The following is a 17,129-nucleotide window of genomic DNA, read 5'->3' on the forward strand; positions in this document are numbered from 1 at the left end:
AAAAAAGGTTATGGAAATCTCTGAACACCTGCACACACACCCTGAAATAAGCTGGAAAGAAACCGAAACCACCGAATTTATCAAAACTATATTAGTAGAAAACGGCTGCCGCGTCCGTACATTTGAGGATTGTACCGGCGTGATCGGAGAAATAGGAGAAGGAAAACCAGTCGTGGGGATCCGCGCCGACATGGACGCCCTCTGGCAAGAGGTCAATGGAACGTTCCAAGCCAACCACTCCTGCGGCCACGACTCTCATATGTCCATGGTCCTCGGCGTGCTCTTGTCGATTCAAGAAATGAATCAGATCCCGGATGGAACCATCCGCTTTATCTTTCAACCCGCGGAAGAAAAAGGCACCGGCGCGTTAAAAATGGTCGAAAAGAACGTTGTAGATGATGTTGATTACTTATACGGCGTTCACCTGCGCCCCATTCAAGAAGTGGAGAACGGGATGGCTACCCCTGCCCTGTTTCATGGAGCGGCCCGACATATCACCGGCGAAATTAAAGGAGAAGATACACACGGAGCCCGCCCTCACCTCGGCGTCAATGCGATCGAAATCGGAGCGGAATTAGTCCAGAAGCTAAATCATATTCATATCGATCCAATGATTCCACACTCCGTTAAGTTCACAAAATTCCAAGCCGGCGGTGAAAGTGCCAATATCATTCCAGGCAACGCCACCTTTAGCATTGATTTACGTGCCCAAACCAATGATAAGATCGAAAAATTAACGACTTCTGTAGAAGAAGCCGTGAAGTCAGTCTCAGATTACTATGGAGTTCTGATCGATTTATCCCTAGAATCCATGATGGCATCGGCGATAGTAGATCCGGAAGCACAGGCATTTATGGCGGACTCTATCCAGGAAGTCTTGGGAGAAGAAAATCTAGTGGACCCTGTAACGACAACCGGCAGCGAAGACTTTCACTTTTATACGTTGAAAAAGGAGCATATTAAAGCTTCTATTCTTGGGCTCGGGTGCGATTTGAAGCCGGGGTTGCATCATCCAAATATGTCGTTTGACCATGGGATGATTATGCCAGGGGTGAGGATTTTGACGAATACAGTTTTGAAGACGTTGGAACACTTGAATCAATCAGGCAGTTAATGTAGAAAAATAATTCCATCCTGTGAACAGGTTGGGATTATTTCTCTAAACTGTCGTCGAAGGATGTTGAAATAGATATTTCCTGGGAAATTATCATAACTTATAGAGGGAATATGTCAAAAAGTGCCTGACCATAAAGATCAGACGCTTTCAAATGAATTAGTTTTTGGGGCCTCGAATCAATCACCTCAAGCATCTAGTTTTGTGGTTTTCGTGCGCGAGGTCAAGAACTCTTCAGTGATCTCCTACTCCTCTTTAAGAAGTAGATTTAAAATAATCCTTCAACATACCCAACGACCAAAACCCTTTATCTTATTAACGCACCGGGGGGAGCCCCCAAATCAAAAACTGCTCATTAAAATGTATCAACCCACCACTTTTACGCACTGGAAACCCCATAGCAGACCCTATTTCAGTAAATATCCAGTCTGTTTAACTACCCTACACTTTTTGCCCTCCTTTCCATTTATGGAGGTATTTACGGCCAATAATAGGGGCTTTTTCAAGATCTTTCTCATAGTTATTTTTTGTAGGAATTAGATACTTCTTTCAAAATGTGAAAACAATGTACAGTTCTTATAATTCACTATACAAATTTAAAAAATGCTCTCCTTTAGCTGAAATAGTTGTTCCTGCCCTTCCTTTACGAACAATTAGTAACCCCAGCTTATTAAGCACTTCAATTCTCAATCTCAATTGTTGATCAGTAAGAATATACCGTTCATTCAAAAGAAATTCTTTAATTCTTCTTCGACCATAGGATTCATTTTTATCTTTCCCATTTTTGTATATTCGCAGCAGGCTTATACTTTCAGAAAGGAATCCATGTGTTTCAATTTCGCTGATTATTTTTTTGATATCTAAATCCTTATCTGTGGCAGTATCAGTTTTTTCCTGGTTTCCCCTGAAAAAGAGTGGTAACGATTCAGGTTTAATATACGTATTATTTAAACAAACACAATATGAAATAACGTTGTATAACTCTCTTACATTTCCAGGCCATTGATAGTTATAAAAAGCTTCCATAGCTGTATTTGAAAATGCTAAGTCCTTTCTATTGAAATGATTTTTAAACGCTTCTACTAAATGGGCAATGTCATCCTTTCTTTCTGATAATGACGGCATTTTCAACACATAGGAAGAAATATATGAATAGATGTCAATACGAATAATCTCATTCTTTAATAAATCAGTTAGGCTTTCTAATGAGGATGTAATTATTCGTATTTTATTTGTCTTCCTATTCAATGTGTTCATTTCTATAAGGCTAAATAAATTTCCTTGAAGAGAATATGGAAGTTGATCAATATTTTTCACATATAAAGTCCCGCCAGTGATAGAGTTTATAATACCTTTTTTCTTTTGATCTTTTGAGCCGAATAATTCTTCTTCAATGGACCCTGGCTCTTTATCTAAGCAATTATAAGCATAAAAAGGCTGTGTAGAAAATGAGGATTCATTATGTATCATTTCTGCAAGCATTTGTTTTCCAGTTCCTATACCACCTTCAATATGAATAGCATTCGACGTTAGGGAAATCTTATAGGCGATCTCTATTGTAGATTTCAACAAAGACGATTTAGTAATTATTTGGTTCAAAGTTCTATGTTGGTTTTGGTCAATAACAGAAACTGGGGAAACACTAGATTTCTTTTCAGTCAAGTATACCAATGTTTTTATATAAAGTTGCATTAATGTTGAATCTTTAATTTCCAAAAGAAAGTGTTGTTTAATTTTAATTAAGGTTTCTATGGAAATAACACGTGGTCCAATATCAATAATATGTGGAAAGCCTTTTGGTATAAGGTTAGTTTCCCCAGGCGTAACAACAAAGTCTATTTTCTTTGGCGTTGGTTTTTGTGCTACATAAGGATAATAGATATGACTTGGTAAAATCTCTCTTAAGGAATCTACTGTTTGCATCGTGTCGTTGTAATTATCATTAACAACCAATATTCTTTTTCCTGATTCCAAATAAAGGAGCTCCTTCATGTTTACAACATTCTCAGTTCTTTTTGCTACTATAAACACACAAGAATCTGGTAAAAAGGGCCTCACTAACTCTTGTATTGCCACTGCAGATAATAAAACAATATCATTTGATGAGATAGAGCCAAAGTTTAATTCCTTCAAGGTTATACTTTTAATAGTTATCATGCCGTCAAAGATATATTCTAATTGTTTATTTAGATATAATAGGTTCTCCTCTTGTATCCCTATTACAATCAACCTTCTTTTCATTACAGTCACGCCCCGTATATAACTTTTAAACCTATACTGATCTATTTTACATTGTATTGAATAAAAATCATAGAATATCATAGTCTTTCAAAACCTTCTCAATACAAAAAGAGAACGATTAATAGGTTTTAATGGGTTGTATTGATTTAGAATGTGTTATATTTAGAAAAGGATGAAGTGAAAGAATCTTATTTTCTTTGTTGTCTACTGACAAGATAATGACCAAACAGTTGAAAAAATTAATGGAAGGAACATATTATGATTACACTTATAAAGAACGGTGAAATATACGCACCAGAATATTTAGGAAATCAATCAGTTTTAATTATTGATAAAAAAATAGTCAAAATAGGAGAGATTAGCGAAACAAAGCTTTCAGCTCTATTTGACGTCGAAGTAATAGATGCTACCGGTTTAATTGTTACTCCCGGAATCATAGACCCCCATGTCCACTTAATAGGCGGTGGCGGAGAAGGAGGATTTGCTACTAGGACTCCCGAACTTCAACTCAGTAAAGTTATCAAGGCGGGTATCACTACTGTTGTTGGTTGTCTGGGAACAGACGGAACGACTAGACACATGACTTCGTTATTAGCTAAAGCAAGGGGGTTAGAGGAAGAGGGAATTACCGCATATATTTATACGGGGAACTATCATATCCCTACTCCGACAATAACATCATCTGTAAAAGATGATATTATCCTAATTGATAAAGTTATCGGGGCTGGAGAGATTGCAATCTCTGACTCACGATCGGCACAACCTTCTGTTCAAGAGGTTGCAAAGTTAGTTTCTGAAGCAAGAATTGGAGGTTTATTAAGTAGAAAAGCAGGTGTTACTCATTTTCATGTAGGTATAGGCAAAGATCGTCTAGCATTTTTACATACTCTGTTAGAAGATTACGAGATTCCTCCTGCTAACATCTATGCAACACATATTACAAGAAGTAAGGAACTTGTCGATGATGCTATAGAGTTAGCTAATAAGGGAGCTTTTGTTGATATTACTGCTGATGAGGAAACAGGGAAGTGGGTCAAATACTATAAACAAAATAAGGGGAATTTAGAACAACTTAGTATATCTTCAGATGGAAATGGCAGTTTGCCTAAATTTAGTAATAAAGGTGAATTGATTGGTTTTGGGGTGGCTTCCCAACGAACACTATTTGAGCAAGTTGTGTCCACTGTTAAGGATTATGAGTTACCTCTTACAGACATATTGCCACTCGTAACACGTAATCCAGCCACTGCACTTTGCCTAGATAAAAAAGGATCACTAAAAAAAGGTTTCGATGCGGATATTCTAATAATGAATCAAGATACTTTTGAAATTGAACACGTCTTTGCAAAAGGACAGCACATGCTCAGAAATAAAGAAATTCTTATAAAAGGAACATTTGAATAGAAATCTAGACAGGGAGGGACAACATAATGCAAAGGAAACCGACTTTATTAGAAGCCTTCATACCAATTGTAGCTATGCTGTTGCTTTTAGCTATAGGCTATGGTGTTTATGGATTTAGCCCTGAACCATTGTTAATAATCGCATCCATTTTCGCTGGATTTATTGCGCTGCGCGTAGGAGTTAAATGGGATGAGATGATGCTCGGTATTCGCGAAAAACTTGATATGGCAATGCCGGCAATTTTAGTATTAATATCTATTGGTATTTTAATTGGTACTTGGATGATTTCGGGCACGATACCGTTGATGATTTATTATGGATTGGAATTAATTAATCCAAGATTCATTGTCCTCATTGCATTTGTGGTCTCCGCAATTATCTCAATTGTAACTGGGACATCCTGGGGATCTGCCGGTACTGTTGGGGTAGCTCTAATGGGTATTGCCGTTGGGTTAGGCGCTTCCTTACCTGCTACAGCAGGTGCAATTGTTGCAGGTGCATATTTTGGAGATAAACTATCTCCTTTATCAGATACAACAAATCTAGCACCTATAGCCGCAGGAAGTGAACTGTATGAACATATCAAGCATATGCTTTATACGACAATCCCTGCCGCCATCATTTCAATGATCATTTATACAATTGTAGGGTTTAATCTACCGGCTGAAGCAGTTTCAACACCAGAAGAAACAAATGCTATGTTACAAACTTTAGCAGGCATGTTTGATTGGAATCTTTTATTATTATTACCCCCTGTCATTGTTCTTTATGGCTCAATAACAAAAAAGCCTACGCTGCCTACAATCATTTTTTCATCTATTATAGCGGGAATTCTCGCTAAGTTTTACCAAGGGTTTTCTTTAACAGACATTTTTGCTTCTGCAGTTACAGGATTTGACGTTGCAATGGTTAACAAACCAGGATTTGATGCTGAAGGAGTGATATCTGAAGTAACAAGACTGGTGAATCAAGGTGGAATGCAGTCAATGACAAGTGTCATTCTAATTGCATTTAGTGCATTCGCCTTTGCTGGTATTATCACAAAGTCCGGCGCTTTGGATGTAATTATGGCTGCCTTGTTAAGAATCGTCAAAAGAACCGGTGATCTTATTTTATCAACGGTTGTATCTTGTATTACAATGGCTCTTGTTACCGGAAATTCTTATTTGTCGATCATTGTTCCGGGTGAACTTTTTAAAAATACCTATCAAAAGAAAAAATTACATGCGAAAAATTTATCTAGAACATTAGAAGACTCAGGTACCGTTGTCGTTCCAATTATCCCTTGGTCGTCTGCGGGAGTCTATATGGCTGGAGTACTTGGTGTGTCAACGATAAGTTATGCTCCTTGGGCTATCTTGTGTTACCTAGGATTCATTTTCGCGATTATTCTGGGATACACAGGTATTGGGATTGAAAAAGTAAGTGAGATATCTCAAGAAGATAAAGATAGAGATATAGTATAATTAAGTCTATATTGCTATTGAATCAACCAGAATTTTAATAAATTCAGAGAAAAGGAATAATCTATTCAGGTTATTCCTTTTCTTACTTATTAAGGCCGACAAAACTCAAAATCAGAAGTCTGTGCTTTAACACACCGGGGACCAATCCCCGTAGTCGTCAAGCTAAGCCACATATTATACAAAGAGTTTAATAGTTCGTTATCCTTCTTACTAGAAAATCAGTGTACAGTTCCAATGGCCTACCTTTTACAGTTAGCCACTGGCTCAGGAAGGAAAACCATTGTTCCTGGGTCCTAACATGGGAAATTAATGACACAAGGGTCTCAGGTTTCAGCCACCGTTCTTTCATCATGTCTTATTGGGCCACTTTAACGGGGGACGAATTTAGGGATTCAATGATTTCTTATATGAGCTTGCTCTGCGGGCTTGACGATCTGTTATCTGTTCAATTCTACTTGGTGTCAATCCATATTGAAGAGCTATTTCCTTATAACTCATTCCTTGTAAAAACAATTTAACAATTGCTTTATTCCTCTTACTCCAACTAAATTGTCTGTATCAATTCCATCATATGCAGCTAATTTTTCATTTTTAGTCATATAGGTCTACCTACCCTTCCCCATATCCAATCATTTAACGCTTTAACGTAGCGGGTCTGACCTCCTAAATTGAACACCTGGTTACTTCTTCATATTTCGCTTTAACTCCTTCATCTTCTCGTCGGCCACTAATTCAATGAGCTTTTTCTTCTGACCGGCAGCAAACGCCTATTTGTTTTCCTGTATCATCATTGATGATACAATCTCTTTTACCATATGATGTGGTGTGACCTCGGAATGGCTGTTCTCTGAATCTTTAGGCATATTGTTCCTTTATGATAATTTAGATGAACGATCCATGATCGTACCTCGTCTTAAACAGACCCTTGATTAGCATAAAAATGAACAAATCGTGAAGAGCATAAGACGTATCTGATCATTTTATAAGTACGAATAAGTTCATTCATGACCCTAACGACTTCACATCATAATAACCATCGTTTATACGCTTTAAACGGGAAAACAAGAAAGCTTTTAAAACTGGTTCTTCTATCAGGAAGATTTCCTCTGTATAATACACGTAAATTTCCTTGCTTACTTTATCCTTTATTTTGAGAGCCCTACAACCATCTTGTTCCATCTCTGTACGAATCAACTCATATTGCATAGTAGACACCTCTTTTTTCCATTATTATATAGCAAAACAGCTTTAAGAGTAAGTCTACTTTAAAAAATAATCAATAGGTAAAGATTCAGTTGAAAAACAGTTTTAGGGATCCGTGGATACATGAACACCCTTCTTGTTTATGGCATTATAAAAAAGTGTAGGTAATGACAGTCAGTTTATGTAGGTGTTCTTCGAACATGAAGGCATAAAAAATCCACTTGCCAACCTCTCCCAATAACTTTAAACTCCTCGTTGGATCAACAACGTTCAGCAGGAGGTAATTAGGAGATGTTACAAGTGGAACAAATTGATTATATCAGACTTGAAACCAACCAAAAAGGGTGTACATACTCAGATGTAGCTAACCGAATGAGAATAGATGCAAGAACCGTCAAGAAATACGCAGATCAAGAGGACTTGAAGCAGCGAGAGACAGTGGAACGACCTTCTCCGGTAATGGACCCTGTGAAGCCAATTATTGATAAATGGATTAAAGTGACTTTGAGTTATTAAACCAAGCCTTGAATCTTGCATCAGCTCACGGGCACCCAAGCGCTGATCACATCAAGCACTGTTTTTATACATTACGTAAGGATGATCGCTTTCATCAGGAGATGGAAACCAAGATTAAAGTACCATCTATACCAGAAGCAACGAGAGGTCTCTCTCATTGTGATACGTTCTTTTCACCGGAGGTGACAAAATGAGGGAGCAAATCGAAGTCGCCAAGCTTTTAAAGCTTAGCTGGATTCGTGAACACCATCATGAAGTCGAAGCAGCATATACATCGTAATAACCTTCATTTATACCCTTGAGACGACAGAATAAGAAAGCTTTTAAACCTCCCCGTTAGTTGCGTAAGTGCTTCTCCATTTTCATTCACTTTTAACGGATTAATCCCTATAAGTCTGAATTACCTTATTTCGCATTTTTTTCTCCTCATAACCTTTCTTTAACTCTTCATTCCAATCTTTTTGCTTAGATAGATCAACGGCAGATAGATTTTTATTCATCAACCGATGATACTTGAAAGCAAATTCCCTTCCCGCCCTATCATTATCCGTACAAATGGTTATATGACGGATCGTATGATTTTCTTTACCCATACGTTTCATTTCATCGATCATGGTCTGACGTTTGAGGCCAGACATGGACGCTAAGCGAGTATTTTGTAGCTTTTCTTTCTTTATACTCCAATATGAAAGAGCATCAATTGGGCTTTCAAAGAAATATATAGAATTCGGTTTTCCAATATCGATTGAAAAGCCTGAGGATCCATGGCTATTCTTATCGATTCCTTTAAACATTCGTCCATCTTTCATAGGAATGGTCCCTTGTCTCTCTGCCCCAACAATATCCCCTTGTTGTTTCCACTTAAAAATGACATTGCCAAGCTTGTCTTGGGCAATTAAGTCTTTTTGATCCAGCCACTCAACGATTTTCGGTGAATTTTGCGTTCTTTAGTGAGATAGTCTTTGGCCCTATTTTGTCTTTCACTTCATACTGATGATGATAATAATAAGGTTGTTTAGGATTCTCCTGTTCCACCACCTTCATTCTGTACCCTTGTCGATTTAAATCTTCCACAGCTTCTGGAAAACTCATGCCATAAAACATTTTTGCAAAGTTAATCACGCCTGCTCCTTTTTCATCTCTTGAGTTCCAGGCATACATTTGATCCTTAATCACTAAGCTGTCATGCTTTTGGTGGCGATAGTAGCTTCCTTCCTTTTTCAATGGCTCACCTTTACGCTGTAGATAGTCTAACAGATCCACATTCCTTGCAATCTCCACTTGTTCCGCGCTTACATGCTTGACCATGTAGCACTTCCTCCTTTCTAATATTTAATAGCCAAATAAAAAAGACAGGGAATAAATCTCCCTGTCTAACGTTCAATCTCAACTTTTTTCTTTTTATCCGTTTGCTGATAAATATCTTGATTACTCTTAGTCCGTTCTGACATTTGTTTACCCTTTCCTTCACCTTTTTCCTTACAGGGACTAACTTCTCTCTCCAACTTGGCTTCTATTTGAGCTAAGCGTTGTTCACCGCGTTCTGTTAAAGGTAGCTCTTTTAATTCCTGCAGCGATTCTTCCTTCAGTTCATTCACTTCTTTATGATTATGATTCCTTTGGAAAGAAAGCATTTGGCTCAAACGCTCTTGGCTATCAGTACCTTCTTCTTTATCTAACCCCTTCCCAACCATAGGCTCAATAAAGTTCATCACCTCTTTTTTGTACGCATCCTTAAAACCCTGGTAGTCCAATTCGTCCTCTCTGTTCTCTTTTCCCCCAAAAGGGCTGCTATTTCGTTTAGCTGCACTCACTTGACTACGGTACATGTCTCCTAGTTTTTCAGAAGGTAATTGAACATTAGTCTCTTTTTTGTTTTCACTGCTGGATTCTTTAATGTTCATTTCTTCTTTCTCCAGAGAATCTTCAATGGTCACAATAAATTATTTGGCCGTGGTTTGGACTTCCTGCAACAAACCTTCATGATCTTTAGTCCAATGATGTAGATAATCCAGGGAATAGTCACTGGTATCAATATTGAAATAAGAAGCAACCGTATAGGAAGTCATCTCCTTTCTTAGGCTTTGTGTAATCGTTTCTTTTTTCTTCTGTATGAAGCTTTGTATGGTAGGGTAGATTCCCAGTGCCTTGCCATATTTCTATGGTAGGTTCCCAAGCATCCCCCCAGGAGTGCAGGTTATTTGTTAATTTTCACTATAATCCTTTGATGCATTTCCTAAATTCATCACCATCTTTAACTACTTCGGGTTGGAATGTATAATTTTTTCGAAGGGCGTAGGCGTAAGTAATCTCGTTTATTTTAAAAGTTATCATTTAGCGGCTCTTAATATATTTATTAAAGTAAATAGCATTAACCAACCAACAGGCTACAAGAACACCGATAGCGTCCTTAACTAGATCATTCACTGTGAACGATCTTCCATCTATGAAAAGTTGATGTACTTCGTCTATAAATCCATAGAGCATGGATATGCCTGCAGCTAAGTAGCTAGTTGCTTTGGAAAACTTGTCGTTTGCTGAAAGAGCAACGACTAGCATAAGGTACAGAATGGAAATGTAAACTCTCAAGCATAGTGTTTATCGTCATTATAAAACACCGATAAACCTTTTAATTTCATTAATCGAATAGCTGGATTGCATCCATATAAGCAGCATATAGATAATGGGTATAACCGTTAATAGAAAGCGACGCATGAAAATCACACTTCTTTCTGTTTTTTACTTTTTACTATTAAGTATAGAAATTTTTGTCCGATATAATACATAGACAAAAATGAAGACCTACTTAATGAAGCAGGTCTCTTGTTCAATATATTCAATTAGAATACCCCTAATATCTTTTTCTTTTTAATTCTTTCTGGTGGTTCAGTCGCTAATGACTGCCCTTCCACAACATATTGAGCATTTTCAGAGAAATAATAAACCATTGATTGATCATAGTTCTTTTTAAGATCTCTATACGCTTCCTTAAGATTAAGGACCTTAGACTTCTGTGCTCCGGATGCTATCAGATGAACTAAATTCGAATCTATTAATTGGTAGGATAATTTCTTAACGTTCCTGCCATATTTTCCGAGTAAACTAGAGGCAGTTATCTGCACAAAAGCTCCGTTTTTCACTAAAGAGTAAAGCAAATTAGGCTGCTCGATAATTTGGGTATTTCTTTCTGGATGTGTAAGAATCGGTCGATAACCTTCCACTTGCAAATTAAATAAAAAATTACTTAAATACTGCGGAAAATGATCACGAGGTAACTCAATAAACACGTAATCACTTTCATTAATAGTTAAAATCTCATCCTTCTGAAGCCCCTCTAGGATATCCCCATAAACACGGGTTTCTTGACCAGGTAGAACGGTTAACGGAATATCGCGATCATTGAGTTGCCGGTTCAACTCATTTACTTGTAGAAGAATATTGTTTTTATAGTTGTAGTGACTGCCATTATTATGATGAGGCGTAGCTACTACCGTTCGTGTGCCATCTTTAACTGCTTTCATTGCCATTTTCATACTATCTTCCATCGTTGATACCCCATCATCAACACCTGGAAGAATATGTGTGTGAATATCAATCATTTGAAAAACCTTCCCCCTAATTTTTTCTATACCTATTAAAGCTAGAACTCTATTTTTATTATCTTAGCTATTATTTCTTTCACATATCAACCTATTTTTTCTACCGGTATTTCTTTCTCTAGGCTTAGAGTTAATCCAATTACAATCAATTGTTTTGTAAGTCTGACGAAAACCTAACCAAAAGTATTTCAACATACAAAGTCTAGAATCCAAGATGTCCAGCATAAAAAAGTAGCAGGATAATACAATCGCTACATATTACTTTTCTGCTCATCTTGCCATTTATTAAATTCTAGATATTCACGAAACTGTTCTTTAGATACCCCTAGATTCTGTGCCTCTTGAATCAAGTTTTCCCAACCTTTATCTAACACACGGTCGTTTTCTTTACCGTATAACAGGTAAGTAAGGGACACATCAAGTTCTTTAGAAATGTTTTCTAAAAATTGGATAGAAGGATTTGTCTGTCTGTTTCTTTCTATCGAACTCACATATGATTTAGCAAAACCTGAACGTTCGGCCAGTTCAGATAGAGTCATATGCTTTTCTTTCCTTATTCGTTTGATGTGTTCACCAATCAAGCCTTGTACCCTCCTTTCTTTTTTTAGTAGGTTAGTCATATCCAAATTTTATGTATAAAACATAGAAATTTCACATTTGGAGGTAATCTATGGGTCAATACTGGAAATTACCTATGACTTTATAATTGTTTATATTACCATACGCATGGGGTAAACCAATATTTTTAATACACTTTTTTTCGCTAAAGGATGAGCTATTTTGACATAACGCGAGACAGTTACCTATGTATAGAGCGATTTTTGCCAGACTTTTTCAATTTATTTGAATTTTAAATATTCAATCTGTTCTTTAAGAACTCTACCTCTCTTTTAAAGGCTCGTATTCACACCATTTATATATTGCCCAATGCCTACGGAGAAGCATACAAAAAAACCGCTTCGATTGTAGTTAAAGCGATTTTTTGCTCGTAAACCTTTTTATTTCCCCTGATGAATCTTCCATTTATTAAACTCCAAATACTCTCGTGACTGTTCTTTAGAAATGCCTGAGTTCATGGCTTCATGGACGAGATCGAACCAATCGTTGTCTAAGGCGTCGTCTTTTCCACTTGTTTCTCCGTTGATCGGGATGTCCAGCTCTTTGGAGATCTTCTCTAAAGAGCTGGACGGATCAGCTGATTGGCAGGTTACGTTCGATCGAGCTAAAGTAGGATTTTGCGACGCTGGCTCGCTTAGCCAGCTCGGATAGCGACAGTTGTCAATCTTTACGGATATGTTTGATGCGGTCACCATCGTTCTTTCACCTTCTTTCCTATGTTTAAATGAGATCACAGTCCGCTAGAGCGTTCTATTTAAAGTACAAACATCGACTACTTGACCTAGTTGGCTTAAATAGCATGGATTTAGCAAAGTTACCAGTCTTTTCGGATAATTGTTTCGATTGTTATGCAGCCAGCGGTTGGTTGTGAATCCGTCCTATGAGTCTTGATGGTTTTGGTTATAATAAGAGGTATATAGGATTTTTCCTACTACAACGGTGCTGACATGATACTTTTTATGAAATAGTTAGCGAATTGGTAGGATAGGAAGGAGTGATAAAGGATGTCGGAGGAGTTAGTGGAGCGTTTTGAGCTGGCGTTTAATCAGATTCATCAGCATTTGAAAGAGATGAATGGGTTTCCGAAGAATGACAACTTTGCGGAGCTGCTGAATCATTCGAAGGATCGGGGTGTGGTTCGGGAGTTTTATGATGCGCTTCGCCAGTATGCGAAGCTGCGGAATGCGATTGTGCATGAGCGTGTGAGGGGTGGCTATTATATTGCGTCGCCCCACGTTGAGGTTGTGGAGGAGCTTGAGGAGATTAAACGAACGCTTGATCAACCTCCTTTAGGGCTTGATGTGGCAACGCGTCCGGTGATGTTTTTCTATGAGGAGACGGAGTTACTTCATGTGATTGAGGCGTTTCGGGAGCATGGGGTGTCACAGTTTCCGATTTATCGTGAGGGAGCATTTGTTGGGCTGCTGACGGATGCTGGGGTTGTGCGTTGGCTGCGAGAATCGGTTTGTGAGGGGTCAGTTTCTATTGGGGGTGTAACGGTTGGGGATGTGCTGCGGCATGAGAAGGTGCATAATGTCGAGTTTATGCCTGCGGATGTGTCGGTGTTTGAGGTTGAGGAGTTGTTTGAGCGGAGTCATGGGGAGGGTGAAAAGCTGAAGGCTGTGATGATTACCGAAGGCGGCGATCGTGATGGGAAGCTGCTTGGGATTGTGACACTGCTTGATTTGATTTTGGATGGTGATGCGGGATGAGTGAGGGAAAGCAAACGGTGAGGGGATTTTTTGCTTATGTCAAGGCGGGGCTGCCGGCACGCTGGCTCGTGGTGGTGGCGCTTGTACTGAGTTTGTTTGAAACGGCAGCTTCGCTTATGGTGCCGCTGTTTACAAGGGATTTGGTGGATCAGCTGTCGGGAGGAGCGTTGAGCACAGGGTTAATGGTGTTTCTTGGCGTGACGTTGCTCGTTCAGACGGTGTCGGCGGGATTTTCTTACTATATCTTAGCGTATATTGGCGAGCATATTGTCGCTTATATTCGTCGGGGACTGTGGGAGCATATTTTGCGTGTGCCTGTCTCGTACTTTGATGAGCATGAGTCCGGGGAGACGATGAGCCGGATTACACAGGATACGACTACCGTTAAAAGTTTAGTGACAAATCATCTAGTCTCGTTTGTGACGGGTGTGATTTCGATTGTTGGTGCGGTAGTGATTTTGCTGACGATTGATTGGCGAATGACGGTGATTATGCTGTTGTCGGTTCCGGTTGCACTGCTTGTAGTGATGCCGCTTGGGCGTGTGATGTACCGGGTGTCGCGGAGGCTGCAGGATGAAATGGCGAATTTCAGTGCGAATCTTGGCCGGGTGTTGAGCGAAATCCGGCTGGTGAAGGCGTCGAATGCGGAGAGGCTGGAGAGTGAAAAGGGCGCGGATGGGATTCAGCGGTTGTTTACATATGGTTTAAAGGAAGCACGGATTCAGGCGGTGATTTCTCCGTTTATGACGACGATCATCATGGTCGTGCTGGTCGTGTTGATTGGGTACGGCGGTGTACGGGTAGCCGCAGGTGAGCTTTCGGCTGGATCGCTTGTTGCGGTGATCATTTATATGTTCCAGATCGTCGTGCCATTTAGTCAGATGGCGACTTTTGTGACGGCGTTTCAAAAGGCGATGGGAGCCACGGAACGGATTCAGGTGCTGCACGGCGTACCCCCTGAGCGCGAGGGGCTGGCTTCGGACTTTTCTAAAAAAGGGATTGGTTTTCGTGAGGTGTCGTTTGGCTACAGGGAGTCGGATCGTCTTGTGCTCAAGGGGCTTACGTTTGATGTGCGGCCTGGGGAGACGGTGGCGCTTGTAGGGCCGAGTGGTGCTGGGAAGACGACGGTGTTTTCGTTGATTGAGCGGTTTTATCAGCCTTCTAGCGGGATGATTGTGGTTGGTGATGAGGAGCTTGGGCGGCTTAATCTTGGGGTGTGGCGGCGGTCGATTGGGTATGTGTCGCAGGAGAGTCCGGTGATGTCGGGGTCGATTCGGGATAATGTGTGTTATGGTCTTGATCGTGTGGTTAAGGATGTGCAGGTGGAGGCGGCGCTTAGGCAGGCGAATGCCTTTGAGTTTGTGATGGGTCTTGAGGACGGATTGGATACGTCGGTTGGGGAGCGTGGTGTGAAGTTGTCAGGTGGGCAACGGCAGCGGATTGCGATTGCTCGGGCGTTGCTGAGGGATCCAGATGTGCTGTTGCTTGATGAGGCGACGTCGAATTTGGATTCAGAGGCGGAGGCGGCTGTGCAGGAAGCGCTTGATGTGTTGATGCGTGGGCGGACGACGCTTGTGATTGCGCATCGTTTGTCGACGGTGGTGGATGCGGATAAGCTGCTTGTGTTTGAGGATGGGAGGATTACGGGTCAGGGTCGGCATGGGGAGTTGTATGAGGGGCATGTGCGGTACAGGGAATTGGTGGATCAGCAGATGCTTTAGACTTATGGATGGGAGTTAAGTTAGCTGTGATTTTTGAAGGAATATGCTCCGAATTTTTGGAGCATAGGGTATGTTATTATTGTGGTTTACCTTTCAACTCTCTTTCTACAGTTTCTCTAATATTTTATAAATCAATTCTCTTCTTTTCTTATTTTTTTCTATTATTTCGGCCATGGGTGTAAACGGTATTGTGCCTTTTTCATCTTTGGGGTTGATCATTTTATCACCTCAAGAAACAGTATATGCCTGACAAAAACGTCCAAATCTAAAGTTAGACTTGGACGTTTTCCTTATTATTCAGTGGCAAGTATTTTTTTTAGTTCACGTTCCAGTTCTTCACGCTTACGTTGTCTTTTCTCACGTCGCTCCTGATTGATGTCTCTTTGAGAACGAAACTGAACTTTTCCATTATGAGCAACCTTTTCTTCCACTTCAATCAATGGCATATTCATCAGTTTCACCCTCCGTTCCAAAACTTCCTTCAAGTATCAATAAGCACATGAAATGAAAGAACCTATCTGTATTCATTGTATCATTATCCATCAACAGATTCCATGTTTTGGTATTGTCTTTACATCTACATGGAAATTGATTACCTATTCCCCTTTCGTTGTTTTTGTGTACCTCGAAGACATAGTTTTCAAAGTCGCCGAGCTTTTTGGCGTGGGTGGCATCGGTATATATTGAATTGGCTGCTTAGTTTAATAGATAATCTGAAAATTGTTCCTCGATCCACTGTTCCATAGGTCCACCTCATTATTATTTTTTGTGACTATCAGCAAAAAGCGCCATCGCATCACGCATGAATGCAGCCAGGCCTTCGCCATAATTGTCGATGTTGTTAGTGAAACGTTCATCATCGATATAGAGCTGGCCGATGCCTTTGAATTTCATAAGATCGTCGTTGTTGATGCTTTCGCTCATGAAAAAGTACCATTCTTTAATGGCCGCTTGGGCTGAGTCAGAACCGGGGGCGTCGTGTCTTAGGGTCGCAAGCCTTTTGTAGATGGTATCCATTTGTCTGGACATGTTGTCTTTTTCTTGTTGGGACATATTGTTCAGTTTAGCGTTTGAACGATCGACGGCTTCATCGCCCCATCGCTCGCGGGCCTCTTGTTCGTACGGATTGCGGCTAAAGTCAAAGCCTTCGAATTTATCCTTGTTCGTCATATGAATCTCTCCTTTTTGTTGTTGAATCGTCTTTTCTACCGTTAGAATCATATTATCCAACCGGCGGCGTTTCTCAAGCAGCATTTTCCGGTGAAGTTGAAGAGCTTCTTTTTGTTCGAAATCGGGATTCGTAATGATTTCTTTGATCTTTTTTAACGGAAAGTCGAGTTCTTTGAAAAATAGAATCTGCTGCAAGGTTTCCAGGTCTTTATTTGAATAAAGGCGATAGCCGGCTTCGGTCGTTTCCTGCGGTGTGAGCAGACCGATATTATCGTAGTGATGCAGGGTACGGATGCTGATGCCTACGAGTTCGGCCACTTCTTTTACTTTCATCGGCATGGTGAGTGTGCCTCCTTTCTTTTGTG

General features: G+C 39.8%; 18 protein-coding genes and 1 pseudogene. 6 read left to right on the plus strand and 13 right to left on the minus strand.

All coding sequences use genetic code 11. The features are described 5' to 3' along the window. The first annotated feature begins 10 nt into the window (after positions 1-10). Positions 11-1,114, plus strand: a complete 1,104-nt coding sequence (locus tag MUO14_RS08245; RefSeq protein ID WP_244755516.1) for a M20 peptidase aminoacylase family protein — start codon at positions 11-13, stop codon at positions 1,112-1,114. 576 nt (positions 1,115-1,690) lie between these two features. Here the strand turns inward: MUO14_RS08245 and MUO14_RS08250 are convergent. Further along, positions 1,691-3,355 carry a sigma-54-dependent transcriptional regulator gene (locus MUO14_RS08250; RefSeq protein WP_244754759.1) on the minus strand — a complete coding sequence of 555 codons (1,665 nt, stop codon included), beginning with the start codon at positions 3,353-3,355 and terminating at the stop codon, positions 1,691-1,693. A gap of 258 nt (positions 3,356-3,613) precedes the next feature. On the opposite strand from MUO14_RS08250, the gene iadA reads away from it, so the two are divergent. Both iadA and nhaC read left to right on the plus strand, forming a co-directional pair. Further along, a complete protein-coding gene (iadA, locus tag MUO14_RS08255) occupies positions 3,614-4,759 on the plus strand; it encodes a beta-aspartyl-peptidase (protein WP_244754760.1) in 1,146 nt (381 codons plus the stop codon). A gap of 26 nt (positions 4,760-4,785) precedes the next feature. After that, positions 4,786-6,225, plus strand: a complete 1,440-nt coding sequence (nhaC, locus tag MUO14_RS08260; RefSeq protein WP_244754761.1) for a Na+/H+ antiporter NhaC — start codon at positions 4,786-4,788, stop codon at positions 6,223-6,225. 384 nt (positions 6,226-6,609) lie between these two features. Here nhaC and MUO14_RS24730 read toward each other — a convergent pair whose 3' ends face one another. Together MUO14_RS24730 and MUO14_RS08265 are read right to left on the minus strand one after the other, a co-directional pair. Further along, entirely contained in the window at positions 6,610-6,738 is a 129-nt protein-coding gene (locus MUO14_RS24730; RefSeq protein WP_396265815.1) for a hypothetical protein, read from the minus strand. A gap of 489 nt (positions 6,739-7,227) precedes the next feature. After that, positions 7,228-7,431 carry a hypothetical protein gene (locus MUO14_RS08265; protein WP_244754762.1) on the minus strand — a complete coding sequence of 68 codons (204 nt, stop codon included), beginning with the start codon at positions 7,429-7,431 and terminating at the stop codon, positions 7,228-7,230. Positions 7,432-7,719: 288 nt separating this feature from the next. Here MUO14_RS08265 and MUO14_RS08270 point away from each other — a divergent pair, with 288 nt between their 5' ends. Beyond that, a complete protein-coding gene (locus MUO14_RS08270; RefSeq protein ID WP_244754763.1) occupies positions 7,720-7,944 on the plus strand; it encodes a hypothetical protein in 225 nt (74 codons plus the stop codon). 380 nt (positions 7,945-8,324) lie between these two features. Here MUO14_RS08270 and MUO14_RS08275 read toward each other — a convergent pair whose 3' ends face one another. The 8 genes and pseudogenes from MUO14_RS08275 to MUO14_RS08305 form a co-directional block, all read right to left on the minus strand. Continuing rightward, positions 8,325-8,753 carry a toprim domain-containing protein gene (locus tag MUO14_RS08275; RefSeq protein WP_244754764.1) on the minus strand — a complete coding sequence of 143 codons (429 nt, stop codon included), beginning with the start codon at positions 8,751-8,753 and terminating at the stop codon, positions 8,325-8,327. Beyond that, positions 8,754-8,870, minus strand: a pseudogene (locus tag MUO14_RS24735) (hypothetical protein); the annotation flags it as partial. Further along, positions 8,863-9,252 carry a hypothetical protein gene (locus MUO14_RS08280; protein WP_244754765.1) on the minus strand — a complete coding sequence of 130 codons (390 nt, stop codon included), beginning with the start codon at positions 9,250-9,252 and terminating at the stop codon, positions 8,863-8,865. The gene MUO14_RS08280 and the pseudogene MUO14_RS24735, both read right to left, overlap by 8 nt. Before the next feature lie 65 nt (positions 9,253-9,317). Continuing rightward, positions 9,318-9,848 carry a hypothetical protein gene (locus MUO14_RS08285; RefSeq protein ID WP_244754766.1) on the minus strand — a complete coding sequence of 177 codons (531 nt, stop codon included), beginning with the start codon at positions 9,846-9,848 and terminating at the stop codon, positions 9,318-9,320. 430 nt (positions 9,849-10,278) lie between these two features. Next, the gene (locus MUO14_RS08290; protein WP_244754767.1) at positions 10,279-10,533 is read right to left on the minus strand and encodes a VanZ family protein; all 255 of its coding nucleotides are present in this window, start codon (positions 10,531-10,533) and stop codon (positions 10,279-10,281) included. 251 nt (positions 10,534-10,784) lie between these two features. Next, complete coding sequence (locus MUO14_RS08295) at positions 10,785-11,543, minus strand: tyrosine-protein phosphatase (protein WP_244754768.1); 759 nt, start codon at positions 11,541-11,543, stop codon at positions 10,785-10,787. Positions 11,544-11,794: 251 nt separating this feature from the next. Continuing rightward, positions 11,795-12,124 (minus strand): helix-turn-helix domain-containing protein, encoded by a 330-nt coding sequence (locus MUO14_RS08300; protein ID WP_244754769.1) that lies wholly within the window; start codon positions 12,122-12,124, stop codon positions 11,795-11,797. 417 nt (positions 12,125-12,541) lie between these two features. Then, positions 12,542-12,895: an anti-repressor SinI family protein gene (locus MUO14_RS08305; RefSeq protein WP_318036026.1), complete on the minus strand. Its 354-nt coding sequence runs from the start codon at positions 12,893-12,895 to the stop codon at positions 12,542-12,544. A 270-nt stretch (positions 12,896-13,165) separates the two neighbouring features. Between MUO14_RS08305 and MUO14_RS08310 the strand changes: the two genes are divergently transcribed. Further along, positions 13,166-13,873 (plus strand): CBS domain-containing protein, encoded by a 708-nt coding sequence (locus MUO14_RS08310; RefSeq protein WP_244754770.1) that lies wholly within the window; start codon positions 13,166-13,168, stop codon positions 13,871-13,873. Further along, positions 13,870-15,594, plus strand: a complete 1,725-nt coding sequence (locus MUO14_RS08315; protein WP_244754771.1) for an ABC transporter ATP-binding protein — start codon at positions 13,870-13,872, stop codon at positions 15,592-15,594. Before MUO14_RS08310 ends, MUO14_RS08315 begins: the two co-directional genes overlap by 4 nt. Before the next feature lie 293 nt (positions 15,595-15,887). Here the strand turns inward: MUO14_RS08315 and MUO14_RS08320 are convergent, their stop codons facing one another. Continuing rightward, a complete protein-coding gene (locus tag MUO14_RS08320; RefSeq protein WP_244754772.1) occupies positions 15,888-16,046 on the minus strand; it encodes a hypothetical protein in 159 nt (52 codons plus the stop codon). 307 nt (positions 16,047-16,353) lie between these two features. Beyond that, the gene (locus MUO14_RS08325) at positions 16,354-17,103 is read right to left on the minus strand and encodes a MerR family transcriptional regulator (protein ID WP_244754773.1); all 750 of its coding nucleotides are present in this window, start codon (positions 17,101-17,103) and stop codon (positions 16,354-16,356) included. Positions 17,104-17,129: the final 26 nt, after the last annotated feature.

Origin of the sequence: Halobacillus shinanisalinarum, assembly GCF_022919835.1 — a bacterium.
Taxonomy (GTDB): domain Bacteria; phylum Bacillota; class Bacilli; order Bacillales; family Halobacillaceae; genus Halobacillus_A; species Halobacillus_A shinanisalinarum.